General features: G+C 70.4%; 18 protein-coding genes. 6 read left to right on the forward strand and 12 right to left on the reverse strand.

What is annotated here, in order from left to right:
• The 6 genes from ACZ499_RS19505 to ACZ499_RS19530 form a co-directional block, all read right to left on the reverse strand.
• Window positions 1–93, reverse strand: a 93-nt coding sequence (locus ACZ499_RS19505; protein WP_351219746.1) for a biotin carboxylase N-terminal domain-containing protein, incomplete at its 3' end; no start/stop codon positions are given.
• Window positions 94–1,046: 953 nt separating this feature from the next.
• On the reverse strand, window positions 1,047–1,685 hold the full coding sequence (locus ACZ499_RS19510) for a ScbR family autoregulator-binding transcription factor (RefSeq protein WP_468676482.1): 639 nt from the start codon (window positions 1,683–1,685) through the stop codon (window positions 1,047–1,049).
• A gap of 369 nt (window positions 1,686–2,054) precedes the next feature.
• A complete protein-coding gene (locus ACZ499_RS19515; RefSeq protein WP_385550174.1) occupies window positions 2,055–2,474 on the reverse strand; it encodes a Fur family transcriptional regulator in 420 nt (139 codons plus the stop codon).
• Between the two features lie 59 nt (window positions 2,475–2,533).
• Window positions 2,534–3,427, reverse strand: a complete 894-nt coding sequence (locus ACZ499_RS19520; protein ID WP_468676484.1) for a metal ABC transporter permease — start codon at window positions 3,425–3,427, stop codon at window positions 2,534–2,536.
• 2 nt (window positions 3,428–3,429) lie between these two features.
• Window positions 3,430–4,239: a metal ABC transporter ATP-binding protein gene (locus ACZ499_RS19525; protein WP_468676486.1), complete on the reverse strand. Its 810-nt coding sequence runs from the start codon at window positions 4,237–4,239 to the stop codon at window positions 3,430–3,432.
• A gap of 56 nt (window positions 4,240–4,295) precedes the next feature.
• Complete coding sequence (locus tag ACZ499_RS19530; RefSeq protein WP_468676489.1) at window positions 4,296–5,252, reverse strand: metal ABC transporter substrate-binding protein; 957 nt, start codon at window positions 5,250–5,252, stop codon at window positions 4,296–4,298.
• 193 nt (window positions 5,253–5,445) lie between these two features.
• Between ACZ499_RS19530 and ACZ499_RS19535 the strand changes: the two genes are divergently transcribed.
• On the forward strand, window positions 5,446–6,828 hold the full coding sequence (locus tag ACZ499_RS19535; RefSeq protein ID WP_468412119.1) for a glycine--tRNA ligase: 1,383 nt from the start codon (window positions 5,446–5,448) through the stop codon (window positions 6,826–6,828).
• A 210-nt stretch (window positions 6,829–7,038) separates the two neighbouring features.
• Here the strand turns inward: ACZ499_RS19535 and ACZ499_RS19540 are convergent, their stop codons facing one another.
• The gene (locus ACZ499_RS19540; RefSeq protein ID WP_468676491.1) at window positions 7,039–7,428 is read right to left on the reverse strand and encodes a hypothetical protein; all 390 of its coding nucleotides are present in this window, start codon (window positions 7,426–7,428) and stop codon (window positions 7,039–7,041) included.
• A gap of 171 nt (window positions 7,429–7,599) precedes the next feature.
• Here ACZ499_RS19540 and ACZ499_RS19545 point away from each other — a divergent pair, with 171 nt between their 5' ends.
• Genes ACZ499_RS19545 through ACZ499_RS19555 form a run of 3 tightly spaced genes read left to right on the forward strand, consistent with a single transcriptional unit; the run spans window position 7,600 to window position 10,330 of the window.
• The gene (locus ACZ499_RS19545) at window positions 7,600–8,853 is read left to right on the forward strand and encodes a sensor histidine kinase (RefSeq protein WP_468676492.1); all 1,254 of its coding nucleotides are present in this window, start codon (window positions 7,600–7,602) and stop codon (window positions 8,851–8,853) included.
• The gene (locus ACZ499_RS19550; RefSeq protein ID WP_385544936.1) at window positions 8,841–9,494 is read left to right on the forward strand and encodes a response regulator; all 654 of its coding nucleotides are present in this window, start codon (window positions 8,841–8,843) and stop codon (window positions 9,492–9,494) included. The genes ACZ499_RS19545 and ACZ499_RS19550 overlap by 13 nt, the downstream gene beginning before the upstream one ends.
• Window positions 9,491–10,330: a DUF4097 family beta strand repeat-containing protein gene (locus ACZ499_RS19555; RefSeq protein WP_468676495.1), complete on the forward strand. Its 840-nt coding sequence runs from the start codon at window positions 9,491–9,493 to the stop codon at window positions 10,328–10,330. The genes ACZ499_RS19550 and ACZ499_RS19555 overlap by 4 nt, the downstream gene beginning before the upstream one ends.
• Window positions 10,331–10,519: 189 nt before the next feature.
• On the opposite strand, the gene ACZ499_RS19560 is transcribed toward ACZ499_RS19555, so the two are convergent.
• The 3 genes from ACZ499_RS19560 to ACZ499_RS19570 form a co-directional block, all read right to left on the reverse strand.
• A complete protein-coding gene (locus ACZ499_RS19560) occupies window positions 10,520–11,119 on the reverse strand; it encodes a TetR/AcrR family transcriptional regulator (RefSeq protein ID WP_468676497.1) in 600 nt (199 codons plus the stop codon).
• A gap of 52 nt (window positions 11,120–11,171) precedes the next feature.
• Window positions 11,172–12,188, reverse strand: a complete 1,017-nt coding sequence (locus ACZ499_RS19565; protein WP_468676499.1) for an aldo/keto reductase — start codon at window positions 12,186–12,188, stop codon at window positions 11,172–11,174.
• A 126-nt stretch (window positions 12,189–12,314) separates the two neighbouring features.
• Window positions 12,315–13,709, reverse strand: coding sequence for an MFS transporter (locus ACZ499_RS19570; protein WP_468676821.1), 1,395 nt, complete (start codon window positions 13,707–13,709; stop codon window positions 12,315–12,317).
• Between the two features lie 164 nt (window positions 13,710–13,873).
• Here ACZ499_RS19570 and ACZ499_RS19575 point away from each other — a divergent pair, with 164 nt between their 5' ends.
• Window positions 13,874–14,737 (forward strand): helix-turn-helix transcriptional regulator, encoded by an 864-nt coding sequence (locus ACZ499_RS19575; protein ID WP_468676500.1) that lies wholly within the window; start codon window positions 13,874–13,876, stop codon window positions 14,735–14,737.
• A gap of 207 nt (window positions 14,738–14,944) precedes the next feature.
• Here the strand turns inward: ACZ499_RS19575 and ACZ499_RS19580 are convergent, their stop codons facing one another.
• Together ACZ499_RS19580 and ACZ499_RS19585 are read right to left on the reverse strand one after the other, a co-directional pair.
• Window positions 14,945–15,154, reverse strand: coding sequence for a DUF397 domain-containing protein (locus ACZ499_RS19580; protein WP_468676502.1), 210 nt, complete (start codon window positions 15,152–15,154; stop codon window positions 14,945–14,947).
• Complete coding sequence (locus tag ACZ499_RS19585) at window positions 15,151–15,987, reverse strand: helix-turn-helix domain-containing protein (RefSeq protein ID WP_468676503.1); 837 nt, start codon at window positions 15,985–15,987, stop codon at window positions 15,151–15,153. The genes ACZ499_RS19580 and ACZ499_RS19585 overlap by 4 nt, the downstream gene beginning before the upstream one ends.
• 105 nt (window positions 15,988–16,092) lie before the next feature.
• Between ACZ499_RS19585 and ACZ499_RS19590 the strand changes: the two genes are divergently transcribed.
• Window positions 16,093–16,332, forward strand: coding sequence for a hypothetical protein (locus tag ACZ499_RS19590; RefSeq protein WP_468676505.1), 240 nt, complete (start codon window positions 16,093–16,095; stop codon window positions 16,330–16,332).
• The last annotated feature ends 478 nt before the right edge of the window (window positions 16,333–16,810 follow it).

Consider the following 16,810-nt stretch of genomic DNA (forward strand, 5'->3'; position numbering starts at 1 on the left):
GTAGACGGCTACGCTCCCGATCCCGGCGTCCCGGCAAGCACGGGCGACACGGACAGCGATTTCGCCACGGTTGGCGATGAGCACCTTGCGCACGACGACTGCTCCTCAACTTGCGGTGCTGAAGCGGAAAGATCGAGAACGAAACGCCGAGTGGGTTTGTACAGCTCCACCCTCGAAGCATCCTTGAGGGACCGTATCCGGCGTTACTCCGCAGTTGTCCACCGTCCGGAAATCAAACGGGGAGTGCCGAGTGCCGGACGGGCCCGCCCAAGTCCCCTGACGTGCCCGGGAGTCGGGGCCGCGCCGCAGGTGGGGCCCACCCCGAGTGGTCCTGCGGCGCAGGGAATTGACGGAAATCACTTCGGGGTTGACTTCGGCCCCGTTCGGCGATCAGCCGACGAAATGCATTCCTGATCGCGGGAAACGGAATCCTTGAATTCCTCGCTCTCTCGACGGTTGTAGTGATCCTCAAGCCAGTTGAAGGCTGAGCCCGAGCGAACCGGAGTGAATCGGAGCGAGCCGGAGCGGGGTCCTCTGGGGGATTGCCCGTACGCCGGGTGCGCTCGCCACCCCGTAAGGCACACTAAAACCGACCTGCCGTACGGTTCCCCTGCGCACGCAGGGGTTCGAACTCAGCAATCAGCTTGCCCTTTGGGAGATTTGGCACCGGTTTAACAGCTTTGACAAACCGGGATACCGGTTTGTCATCTCACAACAAGTCGAAGTCGATGCGGCACGACTGCGCACACCGGACCGGGGGAGCTATGCGCTTCAGGATGTTGGGCCCGCTGGAGGTGGTGTCCGGCGGCCGGCAGGTCCCACTGGGGGAGGTGTACGCCCGGCCGGGCTCGGCGGCGGCTGCGGCGTACTCCGCGCCCTTCGCGCGGCCGGCCCGGCGGATCGGGGCCTGACCGCCCGCGCAACCCGCACACGTCCGGTGCGGCGATCTGACCGGCCTCGGCCCTGCACGCCCCCGCGGTCACGGCGTGCAGGACTTCGGAGGGGCCACGTCCGGACGGGATCCGCCGCGGCCCCTGCGGCGGCCCCTACACAGGCAGCGCCGCCGCCAGCCCCGGGCTGCCGTCGGGCTTCAGGGAGCCGAGCGCGTCGGCCCGGGCCAGCCGAGGCAGCAGCAGACCCCAGAACTTGCCGAACATCTGCCGCGAGGACCAGCGCGGCTGGCTGCGCCCCATCGCCTCGAAGCCGACGGTCGTCGCCGCGATCACCGCCTTGGCGTCCTCCACCGCGACCCCCTCGGCGAGCGCGCCCTCTGCGGCCGCCCCGGCCAGCACGTCGCCCACCCAGTCGACCCAGTACTGGCGCAGGTCCCTCGCCCCCTTCCAGGTCGCGTCGGAGCTGAGCCCGAACCCGGCCCGCAGGATCACGTCGTCGCCGAGCCGGAACGCCAGCGCGTGCGTGGTGTCCACGAGGACCTGGAGCGCCCGGCCGTGCCCGGTGTCGCGCGGGCGCGCGATCTGCCGCAGGGACGCCATGGCGTGGTCGCAGACGGCCTCGGCCAGGGCGTTCTTGCTGACGAAGTGGAAGTGCAGCGCCCCGTTGCTGACGCCGGCCCGGGTGCTGATCGTGGTCAGTGAGGACGGTGCGAAACCGTCCCTGTCGAACACCTCGGCCGCGGCCAGGATCAGCGTCTGACGTGTCCGCTCAGCCCGTTGCTGCTTGCTCATGGTGTAACTCCGTTGTCGCGCGCGAAGGACGGCTTCTGGAGGACAGGAGCCAAGGGGGAGATTCTATAGAAACCAACCCGACGGTTTCTTTAGTCTGGGTTGAGTCTGGCCCAAAGCGTTCCCCCGGGTGGCCCGAACGCACCCGCGCACCGCCTCGCTGACCTGCACTTCAGGTGCGATAGGGCGACATCGACGTACGTTCTGACGGCTGGATTCAGCCGGATGCGCGCGGCTGAATCCAGGGTTCCGGTGCGCTACGAACGGGACACCCGGTCTGCAAGTGCCACTCGCGCCGGGTACGCGAAAGGGGCCCCGGGAACGACTCCCGGGGCCCCTTTCGTACGTCTCGTACGTCCTGCGGCGCGTGCCCTACTTCTCCGCGGCCGCCGCGCACTCCGCGCAGGTGCCGAAGATCTCCACGGTGTGCGCCACGTTCACGAAGCCGTGCTGCTCGGCGATCGCCTCGGCCCACTTCTCCACCGCCGGGCCCTCGACCTCGACGGCCTTGCCGCACATCCGGCAGACCAGATGGTGATGGTGGTCGCCCGACGAACAGCGCCGGTAGACCGACTCGCCGTCGCTGGTGCGCAGCACGTCGACCTCGCCGGCGTCGGCGAGCGACTGCAGGGTGCGGTAGACCGTGGTCAGTCCCACCGAGTCGCCCCGGTGCTTGAGCATGTCGTGCAGCTCCTGCGCGCTGCGGAACTCGTCCACCTGGTCGAGGGCCGCCGCCACGGCGGCCCGCTGCTTGGTCGACCGGCCGCGTACGGGTGGTCCAGCCGTCGCCACAGGTGCCTCCCTCAAACCGTCGCCCGCTCACGTCGTCGGGCCATTCTGCCAGGTCGGGGTCAGACCGTGGCCTCGTCGGCCTCGGTACGCGACCCCGGCACCTCCAGGGTGCACTGTTGCGCGGCGGTTTCGGCCACCCGCGCACGCCTGCGCGCCAAAGGTGCGGCGAGCGCGGTCAGGGCGATGAACGCGCCGATCGCGAGCAGCACGATCGTCGCGCCGGGCGGCACGTCCTGGTAGTACGAGGTGACCGTTCCGGCCAGTGTGACCGTCGTGCCGATGACCACCGCGAGGACGAACGTCACCGCGAACGAGCGGGAGATCTGCTGGGCCGCCGCCACCGGGACCACCATCAGCGCGCTGACAAGCAGCAGCCCCACGGCCCGCATGGCGACCGTGACGGTGATCGCGGCGGTCACCGCGATCAGCAGGTTCAGGGCCCGCACCGGCAGTCCGGTGACGCGGGCGAACTCCTCGTCCTGGCTCACCGCGAACAGCTGCCGCCGCAGCCCGACCGTGACGAGCACCACGAACGCGGCGAGCACACAGATCGAGGTGACGTCCGAGTCCGAGACGGTGGAGAGCGAGCCGAAGAGGTACGAGGAGAGGTTGGCGTTGGAGCCGGTGTCCGAGAGGTTGACCAGAAGCACACCGCCCGCCATGCCGCCGTAGAAGAGCATGGCGAGGGCGATGTCGCCGCGCGTCTTGCCGTACGCCCGGATCAGCTCCATCGTCACGGCGCCGACGACGGAGACGAGCGTCGCCATCCACACCGGGCTGGTGTTGAGCAGGAAGCCGAGGCCGACGCCGGTCATGGCGACGTGGCCGATGCCGTCGCCCATCAGGGCCTGGCGGCGCTGGACCAGGTAGATACCGACGGCGGGCGCGGTGATGCCGACCAGGACGGCCGCGATGAGCGCCCGCTGCATGAAGGCGGTCTGGAGGATTTCCATGATCAGGTCAGCAGTCCTGTACGGGTCGGCTCGGCGGCCGGGTGGGGGTCGGCGTGGCAGTGGCCGGGCTGGGGGTACCCCCTGCTCGAACGAAGTTGAGAGCTTGGGGGAGCGTGCTGGTCGGTGGCCTTGGGCGGCGGGCCGTCGTGGGTGACGCAGCCGTCGCGCAGCACCACCGCGCGGTCGATCAGCGGCTCCAGCGGGCCGAGCTCATGGAGCACGAGCAGCACGGTCGCACCGCCCGCGACCTGCTCGCGCAGGGTCGCGGCGAGGATCTCCTGGCTGGCCAGGTCGACGCCCGCCATCGGCTCGTCCATGATCAGCAGCTCGGGCCCGGAGGCGAGCGCGCGGGCGATCAGGACGCGCTGGTGCTGGCCGCCGGAGAGGGCGTTCACCGAGTCCTTGGCGCGGTCGGCGAGGCCCACGAGCTCGATGGCCCGGCGCACGGCCTCCCGGTCCGCCTTGGAGAGCAGGCCCAGTTTCGTACGGGAGAGCCGCCCCGAGGCGACGACCTCGCGGACGGTCGCGGGGACCCCGCTGGCGGCGGTGGTGCGCTGGGGCACATAGCCGACGCGCGCCCAGTCCCGGAAGCGCTTCAGCTCCGTACCGAACAGTTCGATGCGGCCCCCGGTGAGCGGCACCTGGCCGATCGCCGAGCGCACGGCGGTGGACTTGCCGGAGCCGTTGGCGCCGAGCAGGGCGACGACCTCGCCGCGCTCGACGGTGAGGTCGATGCCGCGCAGCACCGGACGCGAGCCGAGGGTCGCCGTGGCTCCGCGCAGGGATAGGACGGGTTCCATCACGGGTTCCATCACTGGGGCCTCCGATGTGCCGGATTCCGGGGTGCCGGATGCGGACTGGGGGGTGCTCACTTCGCGCCGAGCGCCTTCTGCAGCGCGGCCAGGTTGGACTCCATCACCTTGAGGTAGTCGTCGCCCTTGGACTTCTTGGTGATGCCTTCGAGGGGGTCCAGGACGTCGGTCTTCAGCCCGGTGTCCCCGGCGAGGGTCTTGGCGGTCTTGTCGCTGGCCAGTGTCTCGAAGAAGACCGTGTCGACGTGGTCCTTCCTCGCGATGGACTGGAGCTCCCTGACCCGGGCGGGGCTCGGCTCGGCCTCGGGGTCGATGCCCGCGATGCCCTCCTGGGTCAGCCCGTACCGCTCGGCGAGGTAGCCGAAGGCGGAGTGGGTGGTGATGAAGGTCTTGGTGGCGGTGTTCTTCAGGCCCGCCGTGAACTTCTCGTTCAGCGTCCCGAGGTCCTTGACCACGGCGTCGGTGTTCTTCTTGTAGTCCGCCGCGTGGTCGGGGTCGGCCTTCTCCAGGGCCTTGCCGACGCCCTGGGCGACCTCGGCGTACTTGACCGGGTCCAGCCAGACGTGCGGGTCGGCGCCGGCCTCGCTCCCGCCGTGGTGCTCCTCGCCCTCGTGGCCGTGGCCGACCTCGGTGCCGTGGTCCTCCAGCTTGGTGAGGGTGGCGGCGTCGACGGTGTGCTTGGCACCGGACTGTGCGATGGCCTTGTCCACGGCGGGCTGGATGCCCTTGAGGTAGACGACCAGTCCTGCCTCGCCGAGGGAGGCGGTCTGCTTGGGGCTGAGCTCCAGGTCGTGCGGCTCGACGCCCGGCTTGGTGAGGTTGCGTACGGAGACGTGGTCGCCGCCTATTCGCTCCGCCAGGTACTGCATCGGATAGAACGACGCCACCACGTCCAGCTTGCCGTCCTTCATGCCCGAGCCGGCGCCGGAGGCCGAGCAGGCGGTCAGGGCGCCGAGGCCGAGCACCACGGCGGTGGAGAGGGCGGCGGCGGGTATGAGGCGTCGTACGTTCATGACAGTCATTTTCAACAAAAGTGGAAACGATTGTCAACAAGGCCTGGTGCGGGCCCCGCGCCGAGCGGCGCTCCGGGTGGTACTCCGGGGCGGTGCTCCGGGCCGTGGGGAGATACCGATTTGATCCAGGGGTGGAGGCCGCCGCTAATCTGGGGTATTCGCCGTTCGTCGTCGTCGTAATGAAGAGAGCACCGTGGCCGCCGACAAGATCGACACCATCGTCAACCTGAGCAAGCGCCGTGGCTTCGTCTACCCCTGCAGTGAGATCTACGGTGGCCAGCGCGCCGCCTGGGACTACGGGCCGCTGGGTGTCGAGCTGAAGGAGAACCTCAAGCGCCAGTGGTGGCGTTACATGGTCACCGCGCGCGAGGACGTCGTCGGAATCGACTCGTCGGTGATCCTGGCCACCGAGGTCTGGGAGGCCTCCGGCCACGTCGCCACCTTCACCGACCCGCTCACCGAGTGCACCTCCTGTCACAAGCGCTTCCGCGCGGACCACCTGACCGAGGCGTACGAGGAGAAGCACGGCAAGGAGCCCGCGAACGGCCTCGCCGACATCAACTGCCCCCACTGCGGCAACAAGGGCACCTTCACCGAGCCCAAGAACTTCTCGGGTCTGCTCTCCACCCACCTCGGCCCGACCCAGGACAGCGGCTCCGTCGCCTACCTGCGCCCCGAGACCGCGCAGGGCATCTTCACCAACTTCGGCCAGGTCCAGCAGACCTCGCGCAAGAAGCCGCCCTTCGGCATCGCGCAGATGGGCAAGTCCTTCCGCAACGAGATCACGCCCGGCAACTTCATCTTCCGCACCCGCGAGTTCGAGCAGATGGAGATGGAGTTCTTCGTCAAGCCGGGCGAGGACGAGCAGTGGCAGGAATACTGGATGGAGCAGCGCTGGAACTGGTACACGGGCCTGGGTCTCCGTGAGGAGAACATGCGCTGGTACGAGCACCCCAAGGAGAAGCTCTCCCACTACTCCAAGCGCACCGCCGACATCGAGTACCGCTTCCAGTTCGGCGGCAGCGAGTGGGGCGAGCTGGAGGGCGTCGCCAACCGCACCGACTACGACCTCTCGGCGCACGCCAAGGCGTCCGGCAGCGACCTGTCGTACTTCGACCAGGAAGCCGGCGAGCGCTGGACCCCGTACGTCATCGAGCCCGCCGCCGGTGTCGGCCGCTCCATGCTCGCCTTCCTCCTCGACGCCTACAACGAGGACGAGGCGCCCAACGCCAAGGGCGTCATGGAGAAGCGCGCCGTGATGCGCCTCGACCCGCGCCTGGCGCCGGTCAAGGTCGCGGTGCTGCCGCTCTCGCGCAACCCGCAGCTCTCCCCGAAGGCGAAGGGCCTGGCGGCGGACCTGCGGCAGAACTGGAACATCGAGTTCGACGACGCGGGTGCGATCGGCCGTCGCTACCGTCGCCAGGACGAGATCGGTACGCCGTTCTGTGTCACGGTCGACTTCGACACGCTCGACGACAACGCGGTGACGGTTCGCGAGCGGGACACGATGTCGCAGGAGCGGGTCTCCCTGGACCAGATCCAGTCGTACCTGGGTGCGCGGCTTCTGGGCTGCTAGGCGCTCCGCGGGGGGCGGTGTTTCGACTGCGGGCCGTCTGTGGCTGGTCGCGCAGTTCCCCGCGACCCCAAAGGCTAGGCCCCGGTCCCGCATTGGCGGAACCGGGGCCTAGCCACGTACTACTTAGGGGCGCGGGGAACTGCGCGACCAGCCCAGCACGGTCCGCGGCTGAAGCCCCACGCACAAAGCGCTGAAGTCCCACGCACAAAGCTACGCGCGCCGCAGCGCGACGACCGCGCACGTCACCGCGAGCGGCAGCTCCGCAAGCACGGCCAGCGCGACGGCGGTCGCGAACTCGGGACCGGCCGCGGCGGTCGTCACGTCGAACCACGCGTCCATCACGAGCAGCGCCCCCGTCGCGGCCGCCGCAGGCGACACCCGCGGGTCCCGGCGCCGCAGCAACAGCCCGGTCCCCACGAGCCCGACGGCGAGCGCCGCGTCGAGGCCGATCCACGCCGCGGGCCAGTTGGAGACCTCGACGGTCTGCGGCAGGGTCTGCGCGAGGACCACCATCCACGGCACCAGAGAAACCCCCGCCCCCGTCAGCAGCGTCGCGAGGCGCGGCCGGCGGATGCGGATCTGCGGGGCGACGAGCGTCATGGCGGCGGGGCTCCTTCCGGCCCGGCGGTCTCTCCACCGGGCACGGCAACAAGCCTCGCCCGCCCGGCGGTTGAGATCAGTAGCGCGACTGTCCGACCTGAGGGTGGTGCCAGCTATACCCCCGAGCGGGCAGTAGCGTGATGGCACCGCTCCGAACTGGGCGTTTACGGTATGCACATGGCAACTCCCGGCCCGCTGCGGCGCGCGTTCGACTGGGCCGCCGCGCACGCCCCGTGGTCGGCGTGGGCCTGGCGCAACACCACCTTCGCGGTGGCGGGCATACCGCTCGCCCTGCCCGCCGCCGGCTCCGTCACGTACATGGTCATGGCACCGGGACACACCCCCAGCGCCCTGCTGTTCGTGCTCGTCCTCAGCCCGCTCCTCACCGCGCTGCAGCGCAGCCGGTTCTGGTCGCTGCTCGGTCTGGACGTGCCGGGCATCGCCTGGCGCAGCCGCAGGCTGAGCTGGCGCGGGCTCGTCGAGCGGCTGCGGTCGGAGTCGACCTGGCGGCAGTACGGCTACCACCTCCTCGTCGCCCCGCTCGCCGCGGCGGCGGGCGTCCTGGTGGTGTGCGGCTGGGCGGTGGGCTTCGTGTGCGCCTTCGTCCTGTCGTGGCTGTGGGCGCTGCCGTTGAACGCCGGGCTCCCGGTCTGGACCGACGCGTACGTCCTGTTCTCCGTCGGCGGGGCGCTGCTCCTGCTCGCCACCCCCTGGTTCGCGGCCGCCGCCGCCCGGCTCGACGGCCACGCGGCCGCCGCCCTGCTCGGCCCCAACCGGGCCAAGGAGCTGGAGCGGCGCGTGGAGACCCTGGCCGAGAGCCGCGCCGGGGTGCTGGACGCCGCCGACGCCGAGCGCCGCCGCATCGAGCGCGACCTGCACGACGGCGCCCAGCAGCGGCTGGTCTCCCTCGCCATGAACCTGGGCCTGGCCCGCGCCACCCTCACCGATCTGCCGCCCGAGGCCCGGGCCGTCATCGACGAGGCGCACCGCGAGGCCAAGGAGGCCATCGAGGAGCTCAACAACCTGGTGCGCGGGCTGCACCCGGCCGTCCTCGACGACCGGGGCCTGGACGCCGCCCTGTCCGGCATCGCCGCCCGCGCCCCGCTGCCCGTCGAGCTCACCGTCGACATCGACCGCCGCCCGGCCCCCACGGTCGAGGCCGTCGCCTACTTCGTCGTCTCCGAGGCGCTGGCGAACGTCGCCAAGCATGCCCGGGCGACGCGCTGTTCCGTCCAGATCGGCCGCCGCGGCGACCTGCTCCGCCTCACCGTCTCCGACAACGGGGCGGGGGGAGCCGACGCCGCCGCCGGCACCGGACTGCGGGGCCTCGCCAAACGCGTAGGGTCCGTGGACGGAACCATCCGGATCAACAGCCCCCTCGGGGGCCCGACCGTCATCACTGTGGAGCTGCCGTGCGGGCTGTGATCGCCGAGGATTCGGTGCTGCTGCGGATAGGACTCGTCAAGGTCCTGGAGATGGCGGGGTTCGAGGTGGCCGCCGAGGCGGAGGACGCCGAGGGGCTGCTCGCCGCCGTCGAGGAACACCGGCCGAAGCTGGCCCTGGTCGACGTACGGATGCCGCCCGGCTTCACCGACGAGGGCGTACGGGCCGCACTGATGATCCGTCAGCAGTGGCCTGACACCGCCGTTTTGCTGCTCTCTCAATACGTCGAGGAGCGGTACGCGGCCGACCTGCTCACCGCCCAGAGCGGCGGCATCGGCTACCTGCTCAAGCAACGGGTCGCCGACGTCGAGGAGTTCATCGACGCGCTCAAGCGCGTCGCGGGCGGCGGCACCGCGCTCGACCCGCAGGTCGTCGCCCAGCTGCTGCTGCGCCGGGGCGGCGGTAACGACCCGCTGGAACGCCTCACCCCGCGCGAACGCGAAGTCCTCGCCCTGATGGCCGAGGGCCGCTCCAACGCGGGCATCGCCGAGCAGCTGGTCGTCAGCGAGAGCGCCGTCGCCAAACACATCAACAGCATCTTCGCCAAGCTCGACCTGCCCGTCGCCGACGGCGACCACCGCCGCGTCCTGGCGGTCCTGCGGTTCCTGGACGGCGGCTCATGACCGCCACCGACACCCGCCCCCCGGGCCCCGGCACGGACCGCGAGCGGCCCCGGCACCGGGGGCTGTGGATCCTGGCCGCCGTGCTCAGCGCGCTGTTCGTGGCCGCGCCGCTGGGCTTCGAGGTGTACGCGCAGTACGCACGCCAGACCTCCAGCCACACCAGCGTCGAGACCAGCGACCGCCACCCGGTCAGGACGATCCAGGTGGACGCGGGCAGCGCTGAGCTGACCGTGACGCCGGGCGTCGAGGGCGAGGTCCGCATCCAGGAGCGGCTCTCCTGGTCGCTGCGCAAGCCCAAGGTCGCCAAGGAGTGGGACGGCGACACCCTCAGGCTGCGGCCCGAGTGCGACGGCAGGTTCGCCGTCACCAGCCTCGGCTGCTCCGTCGAGCTGGACCTGACCGTGCCCGCCGGGGTCGCGCTCAAGGTGAACAGCGGCTCCGGCACCGTCCGGGTCAGCGGCCTCACCGGTCCGGTCGACGTCGACGGCGGCTCCGGCAGCGTCAAGCTCTACGGCGTACGCGGCCCGATCAACGCATCCGTCGGCTCCGGCTCCTTCAGCGGCGCCGCGATCGGCTCCGCCGTGGCCGAGGTGCGCTCCGGCTCCGGCCACGCGGAGCTGGAGTTCGTCACCCCGCCCCGCGAGGTCACCGCCTCCGCCGGCTCGGGCAGCGTCGACCTCTTCGTCCCCGCGGGCTCCCGCTACCGGGTCGAGGGCACGAAGGGCTCGGGCGCCCGCGACATCGAGGACTCCCTGCGCGACCCGGCCTCGGACCGCCTCATCACGGTCTCCTCCGGCTCGGGCGCCGCGACCGTGGACTACACCCGCTGGCGTTAGGGCCTGTCCGGCGGATCTGGTCGCCCGCGAGGTGCCTCCGCCTTCGGTCCTGGTGAGCGGGGTCCTGGTGCTTCCCCAAGGGGAGTCGGCAACCGACGACAACGCCGCTGGGGGTCCCCCTGGCCCTTGAGGCCTTGGGGGAGGGCGTGCCAGGACCCCGCGTCCCAGACAAGATCCGCCGGACAGGCCCTAGCGGCCCTCGGGGAGCCGCAGCCCGCCCAGGACCAGGTCGGCCACGGCCCCGAACTCCGTCAGGATCTCCGGCCTGAGCCACTGCGGTGCGTACGCCGGGTCGTGGAAGCGGCTCGTGGCGTCGAAGACCGCGCGGGCCACGTTCGCGTCCGGCCCCAGGGACGTGAACTGACCGCGCTCCACGCCCCGGTGGACGATCTGCTCGATCTGCGCGACCAGTTCGGTGATGTGCTCCTCGACCACCGCGCTGTTCTCCGCGAGCAGCACCTCGTATGTCGCGAACAGCTGGGGGTCGTCGCCCGCCTTGCGGCGTTTGGCCTCGAAGAGCCCCGCCAGCCAGGCGCGCAGCGACGCCTCCGCGTCCTTGGGTTCGTCGTCCGCGATGGAGCTCAGCTCGCGCGTCGTGCGGTCCAGCCAGCGCTTGGTGACGGCCTCCCGCAGCGCCGACTTCGTACGGAAGTGGCGGTACACACTGCCGTGGCTGACGCCGAGCTGGCGGGCGACATCGACGACCGTGGCCTTCGCCGGGCCGTGGCGGCGCAGCACTTCCTCGGTCGCTTCGAGGATGCGCTCGGCGGTCAGTGGTTCCGTACTCATGACCTTGACGTTACCCGCCGTGTCCGCCACCGGGCCCGGCCCTGTGGACAACTCAGTGCTCGCTGTCCAGATGGGCCATCTGCGCCGCCGGGTAGCGCTCGCCCGAGGCCGCTCCGGCCGGGACCGCCGCCTCGATCGCGGCCAGGTCGCGGGCGTCGAACGTGACGTCCAGGGCGCCGAGCGCCTCGGTGAGGCGGTCCCGGCGGCGGGCGCCGACCAGCGGTACGACGTCCGCGCCGAACCGCTCGCCCTGCGCGATCACCCAGGCGATCGCGATCTGCGCGACCGAGACGCCCTGGTGCTCGGCGACCTTGCGCAGCGCCTCGACCAGGTCCAGGTTGCGGTCGAGGTTCTCGCCCTGGAAGCGAGGGCTCATCCCACGGAAGTCATTGGCCGCCAGCTGCCGGTCACGGGTGAAGTGGCCGCTGATCAGACCGCGCGAGAGCACGCCGTACGCGGTGATGCCGATGCCCAGCTCCTTGGCGGTCGGCAGGATCTCGTCCTCGATGCCGCGCGAGATCAGCGAGTACTCGATCTGGAGGTCGGAGACCGGGGCGACCGCGGCGGCCCGGCGCAGGGTGTCCGCGCCGACCTCGGACATCCCGATGTGCCGTACGTGTCCGGCCTGGACCAGTTCGGCGATGGCGCCGACGGTCTCCTCGACCGGGACGTCCGGGTCGAGCCGGGCGATGCGGTAGACGTCGATGTGGTCGACGCCGAGCCGCTGGAGCGAGTACGCGGCGAAGTTCTTCACCGCCGAGGGGCGGCCGTCGTAACCGGCCCAGCCGCCGTCCGGGTCGCGCAGGGCGCCGAACTTGACGCTGGTGAGCGCCTGTTCGCGGGCGGCGGCGGGTGCGCTGCGCAGCGCCTCGCCGATCAGCAGCTCGTTGTGGCCCATGCCGTAGAAGTCGCCGGTGTCGAGCAGCGTCACGCCCGCGTCGAGCGCGGCGTGGATGGTGGCGATGGACTCGGCCCGGTCGGCCTCGCCGTACAGCGCGGACATGCCCATGCAGCCGAGGCCGAGGGCGGAGACCTGGGGGCCGGTGGTGCCGAGGGTGCGGGTGCGCATGGCTGGTCACTCCTTGAGGGGCGTGGGGTGGGGGTTGCGATACCAACCATCGCATAACAGATGACAGATTTCAATATCTGTCATCTGTTACTTGTCACCTGTCACCCCGCGCCTGCCGGTCGGCCTTCACCCCACCGTCTTCGGCAGCCGCAGGCTCAGCAGCACCGTGAGCACCACCGCCGCCAGCTGCACCAGCAAGGTCACCGCCAGCGCGTCCCGCGTGCCCATCGAGGGCGCCAGCGAGAGGAAGAGGCTGCCGAGAGTGGCGACGCCGAGGGCGAGGGCGGACTGCTGGGTGGTGACCAGGACGCCGCTGCCCACACCCGCGCGGTCGGTCGGGACGTCGGAGAGCACGATCCGGAACAGCACCGGAAGCTGGAGGCCCTGGCCGAGCCCGGCCAGCGCGACGCCCGGCGCCAGCTCGGCTGTCCCGAGGCCGGGCCAGTCCTGCCAGACGGTGAGCACCAGGACCGTGATGCCGAGGCCCTGGATGAGGCCGCCGGTGGTGACGACCCGGCTCCCGTACCGGCCGATCAGGCGCGGCCCGGCGAGCGACGCGGCGAAGAACGCCACCGCCATCGGCACCAGGGCGAGCCCGGCGGAGACCGGGCCCATCCGCAGGCCCTGCTGGAGGACGACCGCGATCACGAACATGAAGCCGCTGAAGCCGACCGAGAACGGCACGATCATGACGAGGCCGCGGTGCAGCGAGGGCAGCCGCAGCAGGCTCGGCGGCACCAGCGGCGTACCGCCGAGGCGGTCGGCCCGCTGCTCGGTCCGGAAGAACGCGAAGGCGGCGAACGGGAAGACGGCGAGCGAGACCCAGGTCCACAGCGGCCACCCGGCCGCGCGCCCCTCGGTCAGCGGCAGCAGCAGGCTGATCAGCGAGAGCGCGAGCAGCAGCGTGCCGGGTACGTCCACCGAGGCGGGCCGGTCCGAGCGGGTCTCCGGCACACTGCGGGCCGCGAGCACCAGCCCGACGATCACCACCGGCACGTTGACCAGGAAGACCGCGCGCCAGCCGCTGCCCGCGATGTCGGCGGCGACCAGCACGCCGCCGAGGATCTGCCCGGCGACCATGGAGAGCCCCGCGGTCGCCCCGTACAGGCTCATCGCGCGGGCCCGGCGCGGTCCGGCCGTGGTGGCCTGGATGGTGGCGAGGACCTGCGGCAGCATCAGTGCGGACGCGGCGCCCTGGGCGACCCGGGCCGCGACGAGCGTCCACGCGGTCGGCGCCAGGCCGCAGGCCAGCGAGGTCACGCCGAAGGCGGCCATGCCGACGAGGAAGAGCCGGCGCCGCCCGGCGGTGTCGCCGAGCCGGCCGCCGAGGACGAGCAGCACGGCGTACGCGACGCCGTAGCCCGCGACCACCAGTTCCAGCGTGGCCGGGCCCGCGGACAGGTCCTTCTCCATGGTGGGCAGGGCGACGTTGACGATGAAGAAGTCGATCAGGGGCAGGGCCGCGCCGAGCAGTACGGTGAACAGCCCGAGCGAGCCGATCGCCGCGCCGCCGTGGCGGATGACCGGGACGGCGGCGACCTCTGCGGTGGATGTGGATCCGGAAGTACTCACGTCATTGCTCACGCAGAAGACGATCGTCCTTCGCTCAGCCTGGTACCAGAGTCTGTTTATCCTGGTACACGCAGTACCTGGCAATGGGGTGGGCGGTGCGGCACCCTGTTTCCATGACCACTGTGGCCCCGGAGTCCGACGTCCGCAGGCACGAGCTGGCGGAGTTCCTGCGCAGCCGCCGCGAGCGCATCACGCCCGAACAGGTCGGCCTGCCGCACGGCCGCCGCCGACGCACCCCCGGGCTGCGCCGCGAGGAGGTCGCCCACCTCTCCGCCGTCGGCGTCACCTGGTACACCTGGCTGGAGCAGGCCCGGGAGATCCAGGTCTCCGCCCAGGTCCTGGACGCGCTGGCGCGCGCCCTGCTGATGGACCACAGCGAGCGCGCGCACCTCTTCGCCCTCGCGGGCACCAATGACCCGAACCCCAACGCGCCCTGCCCGACGGTGACTCCGTCGCTGCGCGCGATGCTGGACCAGCTGGAGCCGCTGCCCGCCTGCATCCAGAACAGCCGGTACGACATCCTGGCGTACAACCGCACGTACGCCAGGCTGCTCTGCGATCTGGACGCGCTGCCGCCCGATGACCGCAACTGCATGTGGCTGGCCTTCACCAACGACGACTGGCGCGCGGCGGTCGCCGATCTGCCGGACGTCAACCGCATGATGGCCGCCAAGTTCCGCGCCTCCATGGCCGAGCACCTGGCCGAGCCCGCCTGGAAGACGCTCCTGAACCGGCTGGAGAACGGCTCGCCCGAGTTCCGCGAGGTCTGGGCCCGCCACGAGGTGGTCGACCTGAGCGGCCGCGAGAAGTACATCCGCAACGCCCATGTGGGCCTGCTGCACCTGGAACACACCAACCTGTGGCTGGGCCCGTCCTCGGGCCCGCGCCTGGTGACGTACGTTCCGCTGGACGACACCTCGCGTGCGGGGCTGGAGCGGTTGCTGGAGATGTCCGCTCTGGAAGCCGTGTCGGCGTAAGGGATCCACGCGCGCGTGGAGGCGACCGGCGGTTACGGGACGGTGGTTACGAGACCCCCGCCCCCACCACTTACGTCTCCGTCTCCAGCCGCTCCGCCGTCCGCCGCGCCGTGATCCAGACAGGTGCTCTCGCTGCCTGACAGCGGGAAGCCCCGCCGCTCCGAAGGGGGTGGAGTGGCGGGGCCTTGTGGCCAGGTTGGTGCGTGCTCAGGTGGTGCCGAACTCTCCGGCCTTGACGCCCGCGACGAAGGATGAGAACGCGTCTGCGGGGAAGCTCAGGAGCGGGCCGTTGGGGGTCTTGGAGTCACGGACGGGGACGATGCCGCTCGTGACGACAAGGTTGGCGGCGATCTCTACGCAGTTGCCACCGTTGTTGCTGTAGGAAGACTTGAACCAGCGAGGGGATTCGGTCGTCACGATTTGCCCTTTCGTACCTGCTCGATCATGGCCACAGATGCCGCCTGCGACAGCGATTCGGCCTGTAGCTGATGGTAGGCCGTCAGCATGGGCTCCACGGAGGCACTCTCTCGGTCTAAGTTTCCCTGTGCCTGGGACTCCGCGTAGCAGATCACGGACCGATCCGGCAGAGTCAAGAGGTTGACGGGCAGGTCAAACGTGCGACGCTCGCCGATGTCGTACGGCACCATCTGTAGAAGCGTGTTGGGCAATTCGGCGAACTCGACCAGACGAGCTAGCTGGGCGTCCATGACGGCTGCCCCGCCAACCGTACGCCGGATGCAACTTTCGTCCATGGCCACGAACATCATGGGTGGGCGGGGGCGCATCAGAGCTGCCTGGCGCTCCGTCAGGAACGAGACGCGATCATCTGCTTGTTCGGGTGTGATGGAGCCCCGTCGTACGGCACTGTCAGCCAGCACGCGCGCGTACTCCGGTGTCTGCAACAAGCCAGGAATGATCCCAATCTCGTACAGCCGTAATTCTACGGCCCGCCCCTCGTGCTTGACGTACTCCGGGAACCCTTCCAGCAGGCTGCCTTGACGCATCTGCTGGTACTCGCGCTCGAACGTGTCCGCGGTGCCCTCAAGGCCGAACGCCCGGTCTGCGCTACGCGAGAACCGGAGAGTCGGAGGCTTCCGGCCAGTTTCCACCGCCGAAATGTGCACACTGGAATATTCCATGCGGTCGGCAAGATCATCTTGGGTCCAGCCTCGCGCCTCCCGCAGACTGCGCAGACGCGCCCCGTAAGCCGCCTGCGGCGAGGCGTCCGGCCTCAACTCTTTGCGGTTCAAGGGCGGTTCACCAACCTTTCGTTCTCTTCCAACAGGTTGAATGGTTCCCCGGTGTGGGCCACGCTGAATCCCCCGGTAGTGATGGCACTACGGAGAGGAGCGGTCGTGTCCGGCGAGAATAAGGCCGCCGAGGGCGGGACCATGACCAGCCCGGAATATGTGGCGGACACCGCGAATGACAACAAGATCGGCGTAGTGCAGCAGCGCTACGAAGGGAGCGTCTACCTGCGTTCCCCCGGTGGTGGAACCGAGTGGGCCACGGCGCCGGAGGCTCTGCGGCACCTTTCCCCCGAGGAACTGGCGCAGGTCCGCGTGTTCGAGACCCCCGTGGTCCGGTGGCGCTGATGTGGGCGCTTCCGGTTGGACTGCCGACAGGGTCGGAGTACGGCTCAGTACCTGTCAGTGCGGTGGACCCGACCTACGGTCTGGAGCCGGTCGGCGCCCCGGGGTGTGACTGCTGTGACGCCTGGCGCGCTGACCGTGAGGTGGCTCGGGAGACGCGAAAGCGCAAGAGCGTCCAGAGGGCGAACGCGGAGATCACGCGTCACCCCGACCACCTGGCGTGGCCCGGCGAGGAGGCGTTCCAGTGAGTGTCGGGAGCGCGCTGCGGGGCGTTGTCCACAGGGTGCTGCGGCACCCGTCCAGCGAAGTGACCATGACGGCCGAGTGTCTCCACGGCAGCGGATGTGCGTGGATGCTGGACGCGACGAACGACCTTGAGGCGGGAAGCGTCGCGATCATGTCGCACACCGCCGAGACGGGGCATGGGGTCTTCACGCGCCGCTTGGAGGACGTGGCGTGCGTGGTCCTCGACAATGCGTGG

Source organism: Streptomyces sp. NPDC031265, assembly GCF_055570295.1.

What these genes read in the sequence shown, in the direction of transcription:
- ACZ499_RS19555 (WP_468676495.1), top strand. Translation starts at nt 9,491, where the DNA reads ATGACCGCCACCGACACCCGCCCCCCGGGCCCCGGCACGGACCGCGAG.
- ACZ499_RS19530 (WP_468676489.1), bottom strand. Translation starts at nt 5,252, where the DNA reads ATGAACGTACGACGCCTCATACCCGCCGCCGCCCTCTCCACCGCCGTG.
- ACZ499_RS19540 (WP_468676491.1), bottom strand. Translation starts at nt 7,428, where the DNA reads ATGACGCTCGTCGCCCCGCAGATCCGCATCCGCCGGCCGCGCCTCGCG.
- ACZ499_RS19545 (WP_468676492.1), top strand. Translation starts at nt 7,600, where the DNA reads ATGCACATGGCAACTCCCGGCCCGCTGCGGCGCGCGTTCGACTGGGCC.
- ACZ499_RS19560 (WP_468676497.1), bottom strand. Translation starts at nt 11,119, where the DNA reads ATGAGTACGGAACCACTGACCGCCGAGCGCATCCTCGAAGCGACCGAG.
- ACZ499_RS19575 (WP_468676500.1), top strand. Translation starts at nt 13,874, where the DNA reads ATGACCACTGTGGCCCCGGAGTCCGACGTCCGCAGGCACGAGCTGGCG.
- ACZ499_RS19520 (WP_468676484.1), bottom strand. Translation starts at nt 3,427, where the DNA reads ATGGAAATCCTCCAGACCGCCTTCATGCAGCGGGCGCTCATCGCGGCC.
- ACZ499_RS19510 (WP_468676482.1), bottom strand. Translation starts at nt 1,685, where the DNA reads ATGAGCAAGCAGCAACGGGCTGAGCGGACACGTCAGACGCTGATCCTG.
- ACZ499_RS19525 (WP_468676486.1), bottom strand. Translation starts at nt 4,239, where the DNA reads ATGGAACCCGTGATGGAACCCGTCCTATCCCTGCGCGGAGCCACGGCG.
- ACZ499_RS19565 (WP_468676499.1), bottom strand. Translation starts at nt 12,188, where the DNA reads ATGCGCACCCGCACCCTCGGCACCACCGGCCCCCAGGTCTCCGCCCTC.